General features: G+C 40.9%; 17 protein-coding genes and 1 riboswitch. Of the genes, 14 read left to right on the top strand and 3 right to left on the bottom strand.

Going from position 1 to position 20,888, the window contains the following annotated elements:
• The first annotated feature begins 17 nt into the window (after positions 1-17).
• The 4 genes from AA980_RS24650 to AA980_RS24635 are packed head-to-tail and all read left to right on the top strand — an operon-like array spanning position 18 to position 4,667.
• Positions 18-914 (top strand): ABC transporter permease subunit, encoded by an 897-nt coding sequence (locus AA980_RS24650; protein WP_034724827.1) that lies wholly within the window; start codon positions 18-20, stop codon positions 912-914.
• 21 nt (positions 915-935) lie between these two features.
• On the top strand, positions 936-1,925 hold the full coding sequence (locus AA980_RS24645; RefSeq protein ID WP_024030364.1) for an ABC transporter ATP-binding protein: 990 nt from the start codon (positions 936-938) through the stop codon (positions 1,923-1,925).
• Between the two features lie 4 nt (positions 1,926-1,929).
• Positions 1,930-2,892: an ABC transporter ATP-binding protein gene (locus AA980_RS24640; protein WP_024030365.1), complete on the top strand. Its 963-nt coding sequence runs from the start codon at positions 1,930-1,932 to the stop codon at positions 2,890-2,892.
• Between the two features lie 41 nt (positions 2,893-2,933).
• Positions 2,934-4,667 (top strand): sigma 54-interacting transcriptional regulator, encoded by a 1,734-nt coding sequence (locus tag AA980_RS24635; protein ID WP_024030366.1) that lies wholly within the window; start codon positions 2,934-2,936, stop codon positions 4,665-4,667.
• 50 nt (positions 4,668-4,717) lie between these two features.
• On the opposite strand, the gene AA980_RS24630 is transcribed toward AA980_RS24635, so the two are convergent.
• Complete coding sequence (locus AA980_RS24630; RefSeq protein WP_034724828.1) at positions 4,718-5,356, bottom strand: HAD family hydrolase; 639 nt, start codon at positions 5,354-5,356, stop codon at positions 4,718-4,720.
• 221 nt (positions 5,357-5,577) lie between these two features.
• Here AA980_RS24630 and AA980_RS24625 point away from each other — a divergent pair, with 221 nt between their 5' ends.
• Positions 5,578-5,979, top strand: coding sequence for a MerR family transcriptional regulator (locus AA980_RS24625; RefSeq protein WP_024030368.1), 402 nt, complete (start codon positions 5,578-5,580; stop codon positions 5,977-5,979).
• Complete coding sequence (locus AA980_RS24620) at positions 5,969-6,883, top strand: DMT family transporter (protein WP_024030369.1); 915 nt, start codon at positions 5,969-5,971, stop codon at positions 6,881-6,883. Before AA980_RS24625 ends, AA980_RS24620 begins: the two co-directional genes overlap by 11 nt.
• 33 nt (positions 6,884-6,916) lie before the next feature.
• Here the strand turns inward: AA980_RS24620 and AA980_RS24615 are convergent, their stop codons facing one another.
• On the bottom strand, positions 6,917-7,810 hold the full coding sequence (locus tag AA980_RS24615; protein ID WP_024030370.1) for a TraB/GumN family protein: 894 nt from the start codon (positions 7,808-7,810) through the stop codon (positions 6,917-6,919).
• A 151-nt stretch (positions 7,811-7,961) separates the two neighbouring features.
• On the opposite strand from AA980_RS24615, the gene recQ reads away from it, so the two are divergent.
• The 3 genes from recQ to AA980_RS24600 all read left to right on the top strand — a co-directional run bounded on the left by recQ (position 7,962) and on the right by AA980_RS24600 (position 12,619).
• The gene (recQ, locus tag AA980_RS24610) at positions 7,962-10,088 is read left to right on the top strand and encodes a DNA helicase RecQ (protein ID WP_024030371.1); all 2,127 of its coding nucleotides are present in this window, start codon (positions 7,962-7,964) and stop codon (positions 10,086-10,088) included.
• A gap of 103 nt (positions 10,089-10,191) precedes the next feature.
• The gene (locus AA980_RS24605) at positions 10,192-10,977 is read left to right on the top strand and encodes an ABC transporter ATP-binding protein (RefSeq protein ID WP_024030372.1); all 786 of its coding nucleotides are present in this window, start codon (positions 10,192-10,194) and stop codon (positions 10,975-10,977) included.
• Between the two features lie 4 nt (positions 10,978-10,981).
• A complete protein-coding gene (locus AA980_RS24600; protein ID WP_024030373.1) occupies positions 10,982-12,619 on the top strand; it encodes a hypothetical protein in 1,638 nt (545 codons plus the stop codon).
• Between the two features lie 190 nt (positions 12,620-12,809).
• Here the strand turns inward: AA980_RS24600 and AA980_RS24595 are convergent, their stop codons facing one another.
• The gene (locus AA980_RS24595) at positions 12,810-13,985 is read right to left on the bottom strand and encodes an MFS transporter (RefSeq protein WP_034724830.1); all 1,176 of its coding nucleotides are present in this window, start codon (positions 13,983-13,985) and stop codon (positions 12,810-12,812) included.
• Positions 13,986-14,246: 261 nt separating this feature from the next.
• Positions 14,247-14,355: riboswitch (SAM riboswitch) on the top strand.
• 129 nt (positions 14,356-14,484) lie between these two features.
• Here AA980_RS24595 and AA980_RS24590 point away from each other — a divergent pair.
• From AA980_RS24590 to AA980_RS24570, 5 genes are all read left to right on the top strand, one after another.
• The gene (locus tag AA980_RS24590; protein WP_024030375.1) at positions 14,485-15,600 is read left to right on the top strand and encodes a sugar ABC transporter substrate-binding protein; all 1,116 of its coding nucleotides are present in this window, start codon (positions 14,485-14,487) and stop codon (positions 15,598-15,600) included.
• Between the two features lie 65 nt (positions 15,601-15,665).
• The gene (locus AA980_RS24585) at positions 15,666-17,168 is read left to right on the top strand and encodes a sugar ABC transporter ATP-binding protein (protein ID WP_024030376.1); all 1,503 of its coding nucleotides are present in this window, start codon (positions 15,666-15,668) and stop codon (positions 17,166-17,168) included.
• Between the two features lies 1 nt (position 17,169).
• A complete protein-coding gene (locus AA980_RS24580) occupies positions 17,170-18,174 on the top strand; it encodes an ABC transporter permease (protein ID WP_024030377.1) in 1,005 nt (334 codons plus the stop codon).
• A 452-nt stretch (positions 18,175-18,626) separates the two neighbouring features.
• Entirely contained in the window at positions 18,627-19,154 is a 528-nt protein-coding gene (locus tag AA980_RS24575; protein ID WP_024030378.1) for a PadR family transcriptional regulator, read from the top strand.
• Position 19,155: 1 nt separating this feature from the next.
• Positions 19,156-20,886, top strand: a complete 1,731-nt coding sequence (locus AA980_RS24570; RefSeq protein ID WP_024030379.1) for an MFS transporter — start codon at positions 19,156-19,158, stop codon at positions 20,884-20,886.
• Positions 20,887-20,888 lie beyond the last annotated feature (2 nt).

The raw sequence follows: 20,888 nt of genomic DNA, 5'->3' as shown, positions 1-20,888 counted from the left end.
AAAGATGAATGGCGGAAATGAAAGTAGGAGAAGTGATTCAACAACCGCTTCCTCAAGCAGGTAACGTTAAAAAGTGTACACCAAAACAAGAGTTTTGGCGGAAGTTTAAAAAGCAAAAAATGGCGTTAGCCGCCGGTTTTTTTGTTGTAATCCTATTTTTATTAGGAATTATTGGTCCCTTTATCGCGCCTTTTGGTGCGGCTGAATTTGATTATGACCACATTCTTGAGGGGCCGTCAGCAGCACACTGGGCTGGTACAGATGCGTATGGGCGGGATATCTTTAGCCGCATTCTCATCGGAACAAGACTATCACTTTTTGTTAGTTTATTATCTGTATTTTTAGGGGCGGTTGGCGGAACTGTCCTAGGACTTATCAGCGGGTACTATGGAAAATGGATTGATAATTTAATTATGCGATTCTGCGATATTCTCTTTGCTTTTCCTGGAATTTTATTGGCGATCGGAATCATTGCCATTCTTGGACCTGGTTTAGGAAACGTCGTGATTGCAATCTCCATTTTCAGTGTTCCTATTTTTGCAAGGATTGTAAGGAGCAGTACATTACAGGTGAAGGCAACTGTTTATGTGGAAGCGACGAGATCAATTGGTGCGAAACCGCGAAGAATCATTTGGAAGCATATTTTCCCTGGAACTCTCTCAAGTATTATCGTAAATTTTACAATGCGTCTTGGTACGGCAATCTTAACAGCCGCGTCGTTAAGTTTTCTTGGACTTGGAGCACAGCCGCCATCACCTGAGTGGGGAGCAATGCTGAGCGGCGGAAGGGATTATTTGAATAATGCTCCGCATGTGACATTTTTTCCGGGGCTTGCAATCTTTCTAACCGTGCTGGCGTTTAACCTGTTTGGTGACGGGCTAAGAGATGCATTAGATCCAAAAATTAAAGATTAACCTTCAGAAAGGAGTACGGTGATGGCTGAAAAAATACTTGAAATAAAGAATCTGCAAACACATTTTACGAGCGACAGCGGAGTGGTGAAAGCCGTTGATGGTGTAACGATTACGGTTAATAAAGGGGAAACGGTTGGAGTCGTTGGCGAATCAGGGTGTGGTAAAAGTGTTACCTCATTATCAGTAATGCGCCTATTAAAGGATACTCCCGGAAAGATAGTAGGCGGAACGATTGAATTTGAAGGAAAGAACCTGGAAGCCATTTCTGAAAAAGAAATGCGTATGATCAGAGGAAATGAAATTGCGATGATTTTCCAAGAACCAATGACGTCGTTAAACCCTGTCTATAAAATAGGCAGGCAAATAGAAGAAGCGGTCCAGCTTCATTTGAAATATGACAAAAAACAAGCAAGACAACACGCTATCAATATGCTAAAGCTGGTCGGAATTCCAAGAGCAGAGGAAATCGTTGATGAATTTCCCTACCAGTTATCCGGAGGAATGCGGCAGCGGGTCATGATTGCAATGGCAATGGCTTGTAAACCTAAGCTTCTGATCGCAGACGAGCCGACTACTGCGTTAGATGTGACCATTCAAGCGCAAATTTTAGATTTAATGAGGAAATTAACTAAAGAAGGCGATACAGCAATTATGCTGATTACTCATGATTTAGGGGTAGTTGCTGAAATGTGTGATCGGGTTGTCGTTATGTATGCAGGCAAGGTGGTAGAAGAAGCGGATGTGTTTACCATCTTTGAAAATCCAAAACATCCATATACAGAAGGGTTGCTATATTCAGTTCCAAAGCTTGGTCAGAAGGTCGACAGATTAGATTCGATTCCAGGGAATGTTCCTACACCGAGCAATATGCCTGAAGGATGCAAATTTGCACCCCGCTGCCCAAAGGTCATGGATATATGCAGACAGCAGGATCCAGAATTACTGCTAATAGATAAAGAACATACATGCAGATGCTGGCTCTATCAGAATAGCGAAGCATTGGAGGTATAAGCCTATGGAAGCTCCATTAGTTGAAGTGAAAAACTTGAAAAAATACTTTCCAAAGAACAAAGGGTTATTTGGCGGAAAGAAGTCATTTGTCAAGGCAGTAGATGATATCTCCTTTACGATTAAAAAAGGGGAAACGCTTGGCCTTGTTGGTGAAAGCGGCTGTGGAAAGTCGACTACCGGAAGAATGCTGATGAGATTGCTTGATCCGACAGAAGGCCAAATTTTATTTGAAGGAAATGAAATCAGTAGTTTAAACGATAATCAAATCCGGGATATGAGAAAAGAATTTCAAATGGTGTTTCAGGACCCATATGCGTCCTTAAATCCAAGGATGAAGGTAAGCGACATTATTGCCGAACCTCTAATCGTTCATGGTTATCCAAAAGAAAAGAGAGAAGAACGTGTCCAACATTTATTAGAGGTAGTTGGATTAAACGCCTATCATGCGGACCGATTTCCCCATGAATTTAGTGGCGGCCAAAGGCAGAGAATTGGGATTGCCCGCGCTCTTGCCGTTAATCCAAAGTTAATTGTTGCAGATGAACCTGTTTCAGCGTTAGATGTATCCATTCAATCGCAAATTTTAAACCTTTTAAAGGATCTTCAAGAGGAATTTAATTTAACCTATTTATTTATTGCACACGATTTAAGCGTGGTTGAGCATATAAGTGACCGTGTTGGTGTCATGTACCTTGGAAAGATTGTCGAATTGGCCGATAAGGATAACTTATATAAAGAGCCTTTACACCCCTATACTAAAGCATTGCTTTCTGCGGTTCCGGTACCAAATCCCCGCTTGAAAAGGGAGCGGATTATTTTAACAGGGGATATTCCAAGTCCGTCCAATCCACCGAGTGGCTGCACTTTTCATACGAGATGTCCATTTGCAATGGAAGAGTGTAAAAAAGTGGTCCCGCAGCTCAAAGAAATTTCTAATAGGCATTTTGTATCATGCCATTTATACTAGTATAATAGAAATACTTTGGAGGTAATTCGGGGGTTGTACTGGTGAAATCTAATCGAGCTATTCACATTATCGCAATACAAGAGAACTACTTAGAAGAAATAACGAAACAAATGAAAGACGTGCTCGGCCATGAGATCATGATTAGACCGACTGCGCTAAAAGAATTACGGGCCAATATGGTTCAGGACGATGATATCGTTGTTCTTTCCCATCATATGATAAAGGGATTAGTCAGCCAGCTAATTCCTGCTGATTGCCCGTGTATTATTGCTAAGCGGGATGTTAATTTTGCCAATGCAAGGGAAGTAATTAATCTCCCTCCTGGTCAAAAGATTCTTGTTGTTAATGATACGAAGACTAATATCGAAGAGACTGTTGCTTCGCTGAGAGAAACCATTTTTGAGCATGAGTACTATCCATACAACCCAGATGAATCAATCCCAGATTCGATAGATTACATTCTAACACCAGGAGAAATGGACTTCTTGCCTACGGGTTTAATAGACGTGATTAATATCGGCTCAAGACTTTTAGATATTGAGACATTTTACGAAATAGCAAACGCTCTTGGATTCAAAAATGATCAGACACAAATAGTAAAAAGATATTTTAAAACACTAGTATCGCTTTCAACGGAATATGATGAGGGAAAAAGAAGTACAAAAACGAATCCAATAAAGGATATTCGCAATGTTGCCAGCTATTCATTTCAAGATGTTATAGCAGTGAGTGAGCCGATGCAGAAAGTCGTTCAGCTTGGAAAGGAATTTGCCAAAACACCACTTTCAGTCCATCTATACGGCGAAGATGGGACTGGGAAAAGCATGCTCGCCCAGGCTATTCATCATCATTCCAACCAATCTGGTAATCCTTTTATTGCGATTAATTGTAAATCTAAATCCACCGACATGTTGGAGAGAGAATTATTTGGATCAGAAGAAAACCAGATGATTTCTATTGGTGCATTTGAAGTTGCTGAAAATGGAACCGTATATTTGGAAGATGTGGATGAATTGCTCATTCCACTTCAAAACAGAATTTTTCAGGCAATAAAGGAAAAAAATTTTCATCGTGTGTGTGGTATCAAGACCATTCCTTTTCAGGTAAGGTTGATTTCATGCAGTAAACAAGGATTGATATGGCAAACTGAGGGTGGAGAGTTTAACCGTTCTTTTTATGAAGCGCTTACGTCGTTGACATTAAAGGTCCCATCGTTAAAGGATCGTAGAGAAGATTTTGTTGCGTTAATCGAGGATATAAAAACAAGACTGAAAAAAACAGATATTATTTTGAATCAGGACGTAATGAATCAATTACTGAATTATGAATGGCCAGGGAATGTGACAGAACTGTATAATACCATAACTTATCTATCTTTCTTAGGAGAACAAACGATAGAGGTGGAATTATTGCCTTTACGGATTCGAATAGAGGAGAGTACCTTCCGATCATTACCAAAGATAGAAATAAATCCAAATGAGACAATAAGAAAAATTGAAGCTCATGGCTTTTTGGAGGAAAGTGTTGAAATCCTCAGGATATTTGAAGGTGGAAAGCGGGAACGGATCTCATATGGGCGGTTGACGCTTAAAAAGCATCTAGAGAAAAAGGGGATAAATCTCACCGAACAGCAATTGCGGATGAGAATGGAAGTCCTTCAGGAACTAGATTTATTAATTGTTCGACAGGGGAGGGCAGGATCAACCATTTCACAAAATGGAGAGGAGTTTCTTCGATTTATTTCGAATTCTATTCTAGAAAATTCAAAAAGATAAGTAAGAAACAAAACGAAGAGGCTTATGCGCCTCTTTTTCTGTGTAAACTATTATTTTATCTGCTCAAAGCTAAAATCGAAAAATGTTTCAGAGCGAATGGCTTTTTCATGAAAGTTTAAAAAGGCTGTAACCTGATTTGGAATAACGATGCAGGTAATCCCGGCTTCTATTGCAGCCAAGGCTCCATTAAGCGAGTCTTCAATTGCCAAGGCCTCTTCTGGTTCAACCTGTAATGCCTCCAAGGTCTTAATATACAAAGCAGGATCAGGTTTAACGTTAACTACATCTTCTTTTGTCTTTATCACAGAGAAATAATCCCAAAGGTCAAACTGTCTAAGGAATCCTTCTACCCACTCTCTGGATGAGCTGGAAGCAAGCCCTATCTTATATCCAAGCACCTTGGCTTCAGATAGTTTTTCCTTTACTCCCTCGCGAACCGCTAAGATTCCCTTTTTTGCTAAAAAGCGTTCAGTTGCTAACTTTTCTAAGTCCTGTTGATCAATCTTCTTTCCGGTTTGGTTTTCTATGTATTGAAAAAACTGCTCATCAGTCGTACCGATACTTTTTGCAAATTCCTCTAGCGGCAATTCCATTTGATAAGTCTCTTTCAGGATTTCCTGATAAACTTCAAACCAAATCGATTCCGTATCAATTATCGTCCCATCAAAGTCAAAAATCACTGCTTTAATTATCACATTCTCCCCCATTCTATTACACCTTTAATCTCTTATGATAGTTATATTATATGAATCCCAGGTGATCGACACAAATTAATGGATTAAATGACTGGAATTTATTGTGTGGGAGCCTTGGAAAGATAAGGGTGAATCTTTTTCCACAGTCGTTAATTTTCTTCTTGACTTAGAGCTAACTCTAAGTTGTAGCATGTGATTAGGAGGTGGTGTTGTTAATGTTTAGTATTTCAGAGGTTGCCAAGGAAACAGGATTTTCTGCTCATACTTTACGATATTACGAAAAAATTGGCTTATTGTCGGCACCAAAGAAACTTGGCGGAAAACGGCAATATACGGCAGGCGATATTCGCTTGCTGCAGTTTATGAAAGTGTTAAAAAATACGGGAATGTCTTTAGAGGATATCCAAGAGTTTTTGTTGGATGGATGCCTTTTGGAAAGTGAGGATTCAGAACATGAAAGAACACCGAAGGTACAAAAACGAATGAACATTCTTCAAAAGCATTTACTCACTTTGGAGCAGCAACGGAAAGAAATCGAGATGGTCATCCGGCTAACAGAAGAAAAGCTGGAAACCTATCAGGAAATGTTAGAAGGGGGACATAAAGATGAACGGTAAAGTGTTTGTGATGTTACTAGGCTTTGCCATTGTTACAGGTGCCACATTTAATCTTGCCAAATACGCTGTTGATTATTTCTCAGCAGCTAGTGCGGCAGGCTGGAGATTTGGGATTGCAGCCATTGTGATGCTTTTTATTCTGTTGCTACAAAGGAAACTAAAATGGGGCGTTATTAGAAAATACGCTGCCATATACGCTTTGTTAGGTGTTATCGGAATTTTCGGTTTTAATGCCTTATTCTTTTTCGGAATGAAACTTACTTCTCCATTAAATGGAGCATTAATTATGGCAACGAACCCTTTAGTTACGACCATTTTGTCTTATTTTATGCTAAAAACCCCGATAACCAAACGACAAACAGCAGGAATTATTTTTGCACTCATTGGAGTGATATTGGTTTTAACTCATGGCTCATGGGAGGTTATTCGTACCCTTTCCATATCAAAGGGTGACATGTTGATTTTATTAGGTAATGTGTGCTGGGCGTTATATGGGGTATTGGGGCGAAAGTATTTAAAAACCAGTTCCTCTATGGAGACCACCACCTATACAATGATTGTCGGTGCCGCTTGTCTCGTTCTTTTATCGCTATTTTCACCAAGTACTCAACCGCTAGCAGACGTTACGATATCTGCCTGGGAAGCAATATTATTCATGGCCCTCTTTACGAGTGTGTTAGGTTATCTATGCTGGAATAGAGCAATGGAGATGATTGGGGCGGCTAAAACCTCGATCTTCTTTAACCTCGTTCCTGTGGTTACCATGATCCTTTCAATCATAACGGGAACGCAAGTATCAATTGTTCAAGTGCTTGGAACAACAATGGTTATTTTGGGTGTTTTAACATCTTCAGGTTTTCTTAAATATCAACTGATAATGAAATCTACAAGTAAAAACGCTTGAGGTTATGTTTGACCCTCAAGCGTTTCCCCATTACTAATTAATAAGTTTCTGAACTTCGTATCCATTTTCCCTAAAATAGGAAAGAATCCCATTTTCCCCTTCTAGGTGTCCGCTGCCGACAGCCGCAAAATAAATATCGCCACTTTCGATAAAAGACGCAAATTTTTCCACCCAGACTTTATTTCTGTCCTCAACAAGTATTTTATTTTGTTTTTTATCAAATTCATCTGCAAGCTGCTCTTCAATGTCTACTAATTTTCCTTGAATATAATCAGTATATAATTGTGCCAGCTGCTTTTTAGATTCTTTAAATGAGGGAATTTGCTTGATTACTTTTTCAGCTTCATTTTCAGAATATACTTTTTGCATCGCTTCGATTTGGTATTGTGGTGTTTCAAGAAATTTGTTTATAAGACGATAGAAATCCGCCAATTCCATTATCTTTTGATCAACGCCATAATCCGCTGTCAAATCATCCGTGCCAGCGTCTAAAAATAAACTCATCACATACCATAATCGATATTGCTGAAGAGATGGATAATCGAGCCCATATTCTTTAGCCCGCTTTTCCAAATGCTCTTTGGCATCCGTTGATAAATAATCACTTAAGCTTTCATCCTTTTTAAAAAAACACATGTCTTGAAAATCACTATTCATCAGGTCGATGGCATTTGTTTCCGTAACGAGAAATTTTGATTCCTTGAGGGCCTGTGAAATTTTATTAGGAAAGGGATACATCTCTTTTTTACCTATATGTATGGTACCGAACAGATACATGTAGTGATTATTTTTTTCAATTCTATAAATCGGCCACTTTACATCAATCTCAGCTTCATTTCTTGTTTGACTTGCAGCAGCAGCATCGCAGCTTGTTAGCAGTAAACACAAGAAAATCGGGACCTTCCTAATAAATGATTGATTCAACACTACTGGCTCCCTCCACGTAACCCAAATATCTATATTCATTGGTAAATATACCACATTAATCTTTAACAAAGCGGCAAAATTAGAGTTATAATAGGATAAGCACCCTTGCACTATTACATAGATTATCCCCAAATTGAAAGGAGAAACCATCTTGTTTGAAAAAGCACTCCCCTTACTAGAATCCCATTTTGGCTATAACGCCTTCCGGAATGGCCAAGAGCAGGCAATCCGCTCAGTATTAACCGGAGAAAACACGATTTGTGTCATGCCGACCGGCGGCGGAAAATCGATTTGCTACCAAATTCCTGCCCTCATTCTGCCAGGCACCACGATAGTCATCTCCCCGCTGATCTCCTTAATGAAGGACCAGGTAGATGCCCTCATTCAAGTCGGGATTCCGGCGACATTTATTAATAGTTCCCTTACTTTTAATGAGGCTGCCGAACGGATTCGAGCGGCAAAGCAGGGCAAATATAAATTACTCTACATTGCACCCGAGCGTTTGGAATCGTACGAGTTTCTGGAAGATCTTAATGGGATGGATATCCCCTTAGTTGCCGTGGATGAAGCCCATTGTATTTCACAGTGGGGCCATGATTTCCGCCCAAGCTATCGCCATATCCAGCAAATGATTCAAAATCTGCCGAAGCGCCCGAATGTGCTCGCCCTAACAGCAACCGCAACCCCAAGAGTCCGCGCAGATATTTGCCAGCTGCTAAATATTGATGAAAACAATACTGTCATTACCGGGTTTGAACGGGAAAATCTTTCTTTTTCAGTTATAAAAGGACAGGACAGGGGCAAGTTTCTCCAAGCCTATCTTAAAAAGAACGACAAAGAAGCAGGGATTATTTATGCGGCAACAAGGAAAAATGTGGACCAGCTTTATGAACGGCTCCGCAAGGAAAACATTAATGTTGCCCGCTACCATGCCGGCATGGGCGATGCGGATCGTGCCCGAGAGCAAGAACGATTTTTAGAAGATAATGCATCGGTCATGGTTGCGACCTCTGCCTTCGGAATGGGGATAGATAAATCAAATATTCGCTATGTGCTTCATTTTCAGATGCCGAAAAACATGGAGAGCTATTACCAGGAAGCAGGCCGTGCTGGTCGTGACGGGCTGGAGAGTGAATGTATCCTGCTTTATTCCCCTCAGGATGTGCAGGTGCAGCGCTTTTTAATTGATCAATCAAGTGACCGGGGCCGGATCACACAAGAATTAGAAAAGCTTCAGCAAATGGTTGATTATTGTCACACGGAGAGCTGCCTCCAGGAATTTATTTTAAAGTATTTTGGCGAAACAGAAACGGACACCTGCGGCAGATGCGGCAATTGCTTAGATTCGCGGACAAGCATCGATGTCACCAAGGAAGCGCAAATGGTGATGTCCTGTGTGATTCGGATGGGGCAGCGCTTTGGCAAAAATCTAACCGCACAAGTTTTAACAGGATCGAAAAATAAAAAAGTTACCGAAATGGGCTTTAATCGGCTCACCACCTACGGAATCATGAAGGATCAAGGGGCGAAAGAGGTCAGTGATTTTATTGAATTCTTGATTTCACAGGAGTTGATTGCGATTGAACAGGGGCAATTTCCGACCATCTATGTTTCTCCGAAAGGAAAAGACATTCTATTAGGAAAGCAGCCGGTTTATCGCCGAGAAGCCGTTAAAGTGAAAGAAGTTTCGAAAAATGACCCATTGTTTGAAGAGCTTAGAGAGGTCCGAAAAAGCATTGCCGAAACAGAAAAAGTACCGCCATTTGTCATTTTTTCTGATGCCGCGCTTAAGGACATGTGTGCCAAACAGCCGAAAACGAACGAAGAGTTTTTACAGGTCAGCGGTGTCGGGGAACATAAGCTGCAAAAATATGGACTTGAATTTATTCAAGCGATTCGGACCTATTTAGAAGCCCATCCGGATTATCAGAGCGAAATCCAAGCGGAATCAACTGTGCCGAAAAAGCCAGCCAAAGCTGTAGGAGATTCGCATCTAGAAACACTCGAGCTGCACCAAAATGGTCTGTCCATTAACGAGATTGCGGAAAAGCGCGAGCTTGCGATAAGCACCGTCGAAAGTCATCTGCTTCAATGTGCCCAGCAAGGAGTAACTGTAGACTTCATCAGGCTGATTCCAAGTGAATACATTCCACTGTTAGAAAAGGCAGTCGAAGAGGCTGGTCGAAATCGGCTAAAGCCAATTAAGGAACTACTCCCTGAGGAAGTTAGTTATTTTATGATAAAGGCATATGTGTATTATTTGAGTAAAAATAAATAATAGATTGGCTGGCGCAGAGGAAAAACCCCTTCGCCAGCCATATTTTTACCGGAAATAAAGGCAGAACATGGTAAAATAAAAGTATCAAATGTGATAGAAGGTGATGGTCATCGAAGAAATAGTATTATGTTTACGAGATTTAAAGAAAAATTACGGGACAAAAGAGGTATTAAAGGGGATTGATTTAACGGTCCACCGCGGGCAAATCATCGGTTATATTGGACCAAATGGCGCCGGGAAAAGCACGACAATCAAGATATTGCTAGGGCTCGAGGGTGACTTTTCCGGGAAGGTGGAGATTTTTGGCGAGGAAGTAACCGAGAAGAATATCGGCTATAAAAGGAAGATTGGCTATGTGCCGGAAATCGCCGAACTCTATGATAATCTCACCGCCAGGGAATATTTGACCTTTGTCGGAGAACTATACGGAATGGATTTTCAAACGGCGGATGAAAAAGCACAGCGGTTGATGAAAGTCTTCGGCATGGAAGAGGTGTACGATTCAAGAATTGCCTCCTATTCCAAAGGAATGCGGCAAAAGGTACTGATTATCTCAAGTTTACTACATAACCCGGACCTGTTATTTTTGGATGAGCCGTTAAGCGGCCTTGATGCCAACAGTGTCATGGTCTTTAAAGAAATCCTCGCTGTGCTGGCTGCGCAGGGAAAAACGATTTTCTACTCGTCACATATCATGGACGTCGTTGAGAAAATCAGTAATCGGATTATCTTAATTAATGATGGAAAAATTGTTGCCGATGGCAGCTTCAACGAGTTGAAGGCGCAAAATATGGAAGGGACCTTGGAACAAATCTTTAATCAGCTAACTGGTTTTAATGAATATAAGGCGCTGGCGGAGGAATTCGTGGCCATCGTCCAAGAGGTATAATTCGATGAAAAACTTTCAAACGCTCAAATTCTTAGATTTGTTCCGGCGGATTTTTGAGAGCTTTGGGATTGACTATCCCGTGATGCGAAAAATTTTAGCAGTCAAATTAACGATGGATGGGCGAAGGACACCGACCATCTTTAACCAACAGGCTAAGAAAAAGAAAAAGCCGGAAGAAAACGGCTTTATCAAATCGTTAGGGATGTATGTATTATTAAGCCTCTTTCTAATTCCTATTGTAGTTTTTGGACAGAATTATCTCTATCAAATGAGTATTCTTTTCGGAATCGTCATGTTTCTGGTAATGACCTCGATGATCTCTGACTTTTCCAATGTTCTTCTCGATATCAAGGACAAAGGAATTCTGCAGACAAAACCGGTTGGGCGAAAAACGATAAGTGCTGCAAAAACGGTTCATATTAGTATTTATCTATTCTTTCTGACGGCGGCTATCGCGGGAGCCCCGATTGTGGCCGGGACATTTAAGTATGGAATCCTGTTTTTACTCCTCTCACTGATTGGACTGATCTTGGTCAATTTATTTATTGTCGTATTAACGGCGATTATTTACTATTTCATCCTCCGTTACTTTGACGGTGAAAAATTAAAAGATATCATCAACTATGTCCAAATTGGTTTATCGGTTTCGATTGCTGTCGGTTATCAGATTTTGGGGAGGGCCTTTAGTTTTATCGATATGAAAATTACCTTTTCGCCAAGCTGGTGGCAATTCTTTATTCCACCCATTTGGTTTGGGGCACCTTTCGAGTTGTTCTTAGGGAGCCATTCGAACGGATATCTAGTGATCTTTTCACTATTGGCTTTGGTTGTGCCAGTCCTCGCGATTGTTGTTTATAACCGAATGATGCCTTCATTTGAAAGAAATCTGCAAAAGTTAACAAATAATAGCGGGGGAGGCAAACGGAAGGAACGCAGGTGGAAACAGTGGCTGACGGGTGTTATTTGCCGAAGTAACGAGGAAAAGGTATTGTTTCGATTCTCCGATAATATGATGCGGAACGAACGGGAATTTCGCTTAAAGGTTTATCCCTCTTTAGGGCTATCGCTCGTTTTCCCATTTATTTTTATGTTTAACGAAATTCAAATGAATTCCTATGCACACCTCGTATCGAGCAAATGGTATTTAGGACTTTATGGGTCTTGTTTGATGATCCCCAATGCGGTGACGATGCTGAAATACTCGGGGAAATATAAGGGAGCCTGGATTTACAAAACCGCACCGATACAGAGCTTAGCACCCTTATACAGTGCGGCATTGAAGGTGTTTATTGTCAATCTTTTTCTTCCGGTTTATTTGATCCTATCCGTCATTTTTATCGGTATCTTCGGGATAAAAGTCATCCCAGACCTTTTGGTTGTTTTCGTGACCGCCGTATTATACACGATTATTTGCTCAAACTATCTTAAAGGGACGCTGCCTTTTTCGGAATCGTTTGAGGATGCCCAGCAGAGCGGGGGAGCAAAAATTCTCCTTGCGTTACTTCTGATTGCTGTTTTTATCGGTATCCATTTTGCCGTTACATTTATTCCATATGGAGTGGTGATGTATTACATATTGCTCCTGGTAATCACCATTTTTGCGTGGAAACAGGCATATAAGACGATTTGGAATTTTCAATAGATAATTATACGTTCTTCATAATTATTGTCGAAATCACACTCATATTGTTGTTATTTCCCCGGTAATTGTCGATAAAAAAAGAACAGGGCCACAGTAGAATTAAGCTGCCCTGTTCTTTTATATATTCATCCAAAAACGGTTTATTAGCGTAAAGGTACATTATCGCCATGAACATGGAGCCGCCATGCTGTTATGCAGTATGCCTCACTAGCTTTGGATTGCGCTGCATGGTGACAAGTAAAATAAATCCGCTGATAATCAATAAGGCACTTGTACTAATAAATACCGCGGAAAATCCGAAAGAGCCAGAGATGAATCCTCCCAACAATGGACCAATAATATTTCCAAGAAACCTCAGACTTGTATTGTAACCAAGCACCTCACCTTGCATCGCAATCGGTGCCTCCTGGCGGATATAAGCAATTCGTACCGGAATAATGCCGCCAATCGTGACACCGAGGGCAAAGCGGATGATGACAAGCTGCCAAAGACTTGTAACGGCTGCTCCCGGCAGATAGACAATTCCCGCCAAGAAAAGAAGAATGATAAGTATTTTGATATAGCCATACTTATCAGCAATTTTCCCCCAATTCCTCGACATCATTAAATTTCCAAGACCTGCGGCGGAAAAGGCAATCCCTGAATAAAAGGCAATATTTGCTGGTCCGTGCAGATCACTAACAAATAAGGACAAAATCGGTTGGATGCTAAAGTGGGCAATCTGGACAAGTGCAGAGATTAGCAGCACGGTTAATAATACGGGATTGCGCGTAATATGCTTCAATACTTCCTTGCTTGAATAATGGGATTTTGTGCCCTTTTTGGCTTCAAGCAGAAATTCTTTTGTGGCAATGACAAGGAGGGCCGAGATGAATATAGAAATGGAGGTCCACTTAAAGGTGGTCGAATATCCAAGGGAATCTGCCAATATTCCGCCTAACATCGGCCCTAACAACGAACCTGTGATACTGCCGGTTTGCAAAGTCCCAAGAACACGTCCGGCAATCTGTTTCGGTGTTTGTGTTGAGATAAAAGCTTGTGACATCGGGATAAACCCCGAAAAGAATCCCATGAAAAATCGCAGCATAAATAGCTGCCAAACGGAATGGACATAGCCTATAAGAAAAATCGATAACGCCATTCCTAATCCGGAAAAGATTAGAATTTTTTTTCTCCCATAGCGGTCGCCAATTCTTCCCCAAATGGGTGAGAAAAGGAAGGCCGAAACAAATGTAATTGCAAATGTTAACCCTGACCAATGCTGGACATATGTTTCGGAAAAATCACCAAATGACTCAATGTACAACGAAATAAACGGCATAACCATCGTCATACTTCCGGCTACAAAGAAGTTGGCAAACCACATGATCAGTAAATTACGTTTTGCACTTTCCTGCTGGTTCAAGTAATTAACACTTCTTTCTGAAATTTATTTCGGTTTACTAAATATTATCATACCGAAATTTCAAATGATTATAAAGAGATAGCACTTACATTTAAACTTGTGTAATTTTTCCCTAAATGTAGGGGTTTTGGATATCACTTTATTAAAAATATTCAAAACACTATTGACAACTTATTAATAGGAGTTTAAATTTAGTTTAATACTTTAAATGAATAATACGTTCTCTTATCAAGAGTGGCAGAGGGACTGGCCCGATGACGCCCAGCAACCGTTCCGAAAAGGAATTGGTGCTAAATCCTGCAAAACAAGTAATTGTTTTGAAAGATAAGAGAGGAGTAATCCGTCTATTTGTGATGAAACCTCTCTTTTCTGGAGAGGTTTTTTATTTTACATAAAAGCTAACCTTTCCAATAGGAATAATGCGTTAATTGGTAAGAGGTAAAAAGGGGGAGTTTCAAAGATGAAAAGGAATTTATTAAAAACTACACTCGTATCAGCATTGGCAGCAACGCTATTACTCACTGGCTGTACTTCTGGCGGGGAAACAAAACAGGCAAGCGGCAATAAAAAGGTTTCTCTTGAAGGGGTACCGGAGGCATTCTCTAAAGGGGATCAGTTGAAAATCAAGGTCATTCGTAAAATTGGCGGTGACGACCATACAGCCCAATTCTTAGCTGGGGCAAAAGAAGAAGGAGAAGCATTAGGGATAAAAGTAGACGTGTTTACCGCAAATGGGGACACAGCGAAATTTCACGATGCCATCAATCAGGCATTAGATCAGAATTATGATGGATTTATCATTTCCCATGGTGACGACGATGCCACAGTAAACGATGTAAAGAAAATCGTAGAAAAAGGAAAACCTGTTGTTGCATTTGACTCGAATCCAAACCTAGCGGATGTTGAAGGCGTGACGCTTACTTCTCAGGATGATGAAGCATTAGCGGCCTTAGCACTTGACCAGCTCGTAAAGGATACGAAGGGTAAAGCCAATATTGCTTATCTTTGGGTAGACGGCTTCCCACCAATGGTCCGTCGGAATAAAGTTTATCAGGATGTGCTTGCGAAGAACCCTGGGCTTAAAGAAGTTGAACGCTTTGGCGTAGCAGCAGCGGACACAAGTGTACAAACGCAAAATGCCGTTGCCGCGATGTTGAACAAATACCCTAAGGGCAAACTTGACGCTATCTTTGCTACGTGGGATGCTTTTGCGATTGGTGCAGCGCGTGCACTTAAAGAAGCAGGCCGTGAAGATGTGAAAATCTATGGAATTGATGTTTCCAATGCGGACCTTCAGGATATCCAAAGAAAAGGCAGTGCGTGGAAGTATACAGCGGCAGTCGACCCTAAATTAATCGGCGCTGTCGATTTGAGATTACTTGCGAAAAAACTGGCTGGCGAAGAAACACCAAAGACCTATGACTTAGAAGCATCACTTGTTTCTCAAAAGAATCTGCAGGACTCCAAGGATCCAGTCAACATGGTTAATCTTTCAAAAATCATCCCAGGCTGGGGTGAGTCTGCGGCATTTGAAGAAGAATGGATGAAAACGTTAAAGAAGCATTATAAAAAATAAATCCGGCTGGCACTCTCTTATTCAATCGATTAAGAGAGTGCCGTTTTGATAGGGGTGGCATTTTGATGAGTTCAACATTGGCAATGAAAAACATCTCAATTGAATTTCCAGGCGTGAAGGCGTTGAATCATGTCAATTTTTCGATGGAAACGGGTAAAGTTCAGGCATTGATCGGGGCGAATGGTGCGGGGAAATCAACGTTAATGAAGGTTCTCTCCGGAGCCTATGACCACTATACCGGCGAGATATCTATGGATGGGCGAAACCTGAAGATTCGTTCACCGAAAAATGCCCAGGATGCTGGTATTCAAATTGTTTATCAGGAGGTTGATACGGCCCTTATTCCCTATTTAACCGTCGCTGAAAATATTATGCTGCTTGACACTGTTCATAACATGGGAAAACGACAATGGATGAGATGGAATAAAATTCATCAAAAAGCGGCGCGAATCTTGGCCGGTATGAATATTAGACTTTCAACGAAGACGCTGGTGAGTGAGTTGTCACTTGCTGAAAAACAAATGATTTTAATCGCTAGAGCCGTTTCAAATAAGTGTAAGTTTCTTATTTTAGATGAGCCGACTGCACCCTTGAGTCATGCCGAAACGAGCGAACTTTTTCGGATTACCCGGGAACTAGTTAAACAAGATGTAGGGATTATTTTTATCTCACACCGCCTGCCGGAAATATTTGAAATCTGCGATGAAGTGACGGTCATGCGAAATGGCGAATTTGTTGTAAAAGAGCAGGTTGCCGCGACAACTTCCAATAAAGTGGTTGAGCATATGCTTGGTCAAAAGCTGGAGGAGCAGTTTCCCGAAAGGAATACGACTTTTGGAAACAGCGTCCTAGAAGTGAAAGGACTTTCTGATAGAGGAAAAATTAAAAACTTGAATTTTCACGTTAAATCAGGAGAAATCGTTGGAATTGCAGGGCTTGTTGGCGCTGGGAAAACTGAAATGTGTAAAGCGTTATTCGGTTCCGAGAAACCAACTAGCGGAGAAATCCTACTTCACGGGGCCGAAGTAAAAATAAAGAGTCCGTATAATGCGGTAAAGAAGGGGTTTGCTTTAGTTCCCGAAGAGCGGAGGAAGGAAGGAATTCTTGTTCTTGAATCCGTGGAAGCTAATTTGACAGCGGCTAGCCTAGGGAGCTTTTCAAAGGCTTTTAGCTTCTTAGATAGAAAAAGAGAAAAAGAGACAGCTAGGCAATTGATCAGCCGTCTCGGAATTAAAACACCATCTGAGGAAACGAAGGTCCAAAATCTGTCTGGTGGTAATCAGCAAAAGGTAGCAATCGGAAAATGGCTCGTTGCCGATGCGGATGTCTATATTTTTGATGAACCAACCAAAGGCGTTGATGTCGGGGCGAAGAAAGATATCTTTGAATTAATTGCCGAATTGGCCAGCCGGGGCAAAGCGATTATCTATGCTTCATCCGAGCTTTCTGAGATTATCGGGATTACAGACCGGGTCTATGTTTTATATGATGGCAAGGCGGTAAAGGAACTGGAAACAAAAGCAACCAGCGAAGAGGAACTTTTAATGTATTCAACAGGGGGCAGGTAAAATGGAAGCAAACATTTCAGCGAAGAATCAGGAGGCCCCAGTGAAAAAGGCCTTTGAGCTATTTCAGTTTTTATATAAATACGGGACCATCATTACGATTCTTGCACTTATCATTATTTTTTCAGCCGCCAATCCTGCATTTATTCAGGGCAGCAATATTATCAATATTTTACGTTCGATATCGATAGTGACGATTATTGCGATTGGTATTACGATTTCGTTGTCTGTAAATGGTTTCGATCTGTCGGTCGGTTCGGTGGCATCACTTTCTAACGCGGTTGTCATTTCGATGTTTGTATGGTTTTCACAAAATACACTGGTGGCGATTATTTCTGCGATTGCAGCGTCATTGGTTGTTGGGGCATTAAACTCGTTCATGATTGTGAAGTTAAGAATCCCTGATATGCTAATGACGTTGGCGACGATGTTTATTATCCAAGGGACAGCACTAACCTACACAAAGGGAGCAACGGTTTCGCAAAATATGGTGATGCCGGATGGCTCAATGGCAACAGGTTTGATTAGTCCATTTTTTGCAAAAATCGGTGAGGTGCCATGGATTATTATTATCATGGCTGTGACCGTCATACTTGTACACATCTTTTTAACCTATACAAAGCATGGCCGCTATATGTATGTAATCGGTGGAAATAAAGAAGCGGCAAGACTCTCAGGGATCCCTGTGAATAAATATAAGGTAGCCGCCTACTTACTATCGGCACTGTTTGCGGCGATTGGCGGGATTGTGCTTGCATCTCGTGTCATGACGTCAGAAATTAATTCAGGGGCGCCATACTTAATGGATTCAGTAGCCGCCGCCTTTATCGGCTTTTCAGTACTTGGGGCCGGGAAGGCCAATGCAATTGGCACATTTGTTGGGGCAGTCTTAATTGGGATATTGCAAAACGGGCTCGTAATGATGTCGGTACCGTATTATGCGATGGATATTGTTAAGGGTGCAGTATTGGCCTTTGCACTGGCGATTACCTATTATAAGCAGAAATAAACCTATTCACATTGTGGATAGGTTTTTTTGTGCCTTAACTGTTCCTGGGTCAATGGTCAATGCGTAAATAAACTGTCACGAATCGCAAATAAATCCTATATTTTCGCAAATAAACCAGTAGGATTAGCAAATAAACTGGTATTATTCGCAAATAAACTTCATAAAGTTGGAGTTTTATTAAGGAATTATTAAAAATATCGTCAGAATTGGATCCTAAAGTCTGCTTGCTGTGTTTTATCAGCGGATTTGAACTGTTTATCAGCGAATCCAGCCCTTTTATCAGCGAATTTCCTCATTTATCAGCGGAAATCGTGATTTTATCAGCGAATCAAAAAAGAGAGTAGCTGGCGATTACTTTCATTAAAAAAGTTGAAAAAATATCCAATTTTTATATTGACAATATTTATATTAACAATGATAATATAAACATAAATAATATGAGGTGATCAAAGATGAACATACAAGATGTTATCCTTGGCTTTATCTACGAGGAGCCGATGAGCGGCTACGATATCAAGCAAATGATGGAAAACTCCGTGTCCTACTTTTTCGACGCGTCATTTGGGGCGATTTATCCGGCATTAAGGAAAATGGAAAAGGAAGGCCTGGTTGAAAAACAGGTGATTCAGCAAGACGGAAAGCCGAACAAGAATTTATTCGTGATAACCGAAAGTGGAAAAGAGCAATTTCAACATTACCTTAACAGCCCAGTCAATCCGACAATTACTCGATCAGACATCCTTATCCGCATCTTTTTCGGGCGGTTTACCACCAATGAAAAAATTCAGCAGTGGTTAGAGGAAGAACGGGAAAAAAGCCAGGCAATGTTTGATAACTTAAACAAAATTGCCGATATGTACCCAGAGATGGAACAGCACAAAAGATTTACATTAGAATTTGGGATCCGCCAAGCTGAGATGATTTTAGGAATGGTTGATGAAGAACTAAAAAAATTAAAACAACAACAAGGGGAGATATAGAATGAAGGGAACGGGTGGAATGAAGGTTGTTTTGCTCATGTGTTTGGGGATATTTGTTTGTATGCTTGACTCTACAATTATGAACATTACGCTGCCGGCGATTCAGAACAGCTTGCACACAACATTAGAAACGAGCTCATGGATGTTGAATGTATATACGATGACGATTGCTGTATTAGCCATTCCGCTGGCAAGGTTTGCCGAAATGTTTGGCAGAAATAAATTTTACATTGTTGGGCTGTTTATTTTTGGATTGGGGTCTGCGCTTTGCGGACTTGCAACGAGTGGGGACTTCTTAATTGTTGCACGGTTCATTCAAAGCTTAGGTGCCGCTATCTTAATTCCTTGCAGTATGGTGATTGGTATTGCTGCAATGCCGATTGAAAAAAGAATACTGCCACTCACCTTACTAGGGGCAACACAAGGTTTAGCCACTGCAATGGGGCCAACGGTGGGGGGAATCATAACGGAAAAGTTAAGTTGGCATTGGGTATTTTATGTGAATGTTCCAATCTGTTTAATGGCCATTGTCATTGCCTTCTTTTTACTAACATTAAAGGAAGAAAATCGTGTAAAATCAAAAATAGATTGGTTTGGATTACTCTTCTCTGTTTCAGCCATTTTCTCGTTAAATCTTGTGTTAATAAAGGGAAATACATGGGGCTGGAATAGTACTCAAGCGATTTTCTGTTATCTTGTTACTGCCGCGTCCATTCTGCTATTTATTTTTGCAGAGAAAAAATCAAAGGCTCCAATGGTAAATCTAAATCTCTTTAAAGACCGCTTGTTCACAGGTTCAGTTGTAACAGTGACAACAGGGTTTATCTTCCTCATCGGTGTAATGGTCCTACTACCTCAGTTCTTAACTAACTTCCAGCATAAGACGGAGCTTCAAGCCGCATTACTCGTCACACCCGTGTCTGCCGCCATCTTTGTTTTTTCCAACATCGCCGGTTTACTAACGAAAAAAATCGGATATACCATCCCAGTCATTCTTGGTTTTGGAATTATGGGATGCGCGTATTATTTGTTGCACAATTTAACTATTCACAGCACTTCAAAAGAAATTGTCCTATTGTGCAGTTTGCTTGGCTTGGGATTTAGCTTTGTTATTTCCTCGGCCACGATTGCCAGTACATCCTCTTTCGAAGGAGAAATGCTCACTGCCTCCCAGGGTGTTTTTTCGATGCTGAGGCAATTAGGAGTAGTGTTAGCCGTCGCTATTTTTGTGGCAGGGCTAACGAATAATATTGACACTAAAAAGAAGGATGTTGTTCATTTCGCAGCCCAACAGCTTGAAAAGCTCGACGTACCACAAGCGGCAAAAGAGAAAATCTTGAGCGAAACAAAAAGATCAATTAATGGCGATGAGACTGCACGCAAAATCAATCCAACCTTAATGACAGCAGTGGAACGTCAACAAATCATCGACATTAACGTCCAAAAAGCACTTGCCACTATTCCGGAAGAACAAAGAATCTCAGCCAAGGAATTGATTTACCCCAAGGTAGCAATGCAGGTGGATAAGGATATCGCCGAAAAAGGAAAGCTTGTAAAAAACTATTCGAATCAGGTATCAACTTTTGCGAAAGAAACAATTGCTTCTAGTTTTGCTGACCTTTATAAAACGAGCATTCCATTTGTATTACTTTGCTGCTTAGCTGGATTCGTTTTTATCGAAAGAAAAAAGAAGTCAACTACTGCTTTTGTAACTACTCCTGCTGCTGAATAAAG

The sequence above is a fragment of the Neobacillus vireti genome (assembly GCF_001026695.1).
Taxonomy (GTDB): domain Bacteria; phylum Bacillota; class Bacilli; order Bacillales; family Cytobacillaceae; genus Neobacillus; species Neobacillus vireti.
This window is presented reverse-complemented; position numbering and strand designations above follow the sequence as displayed.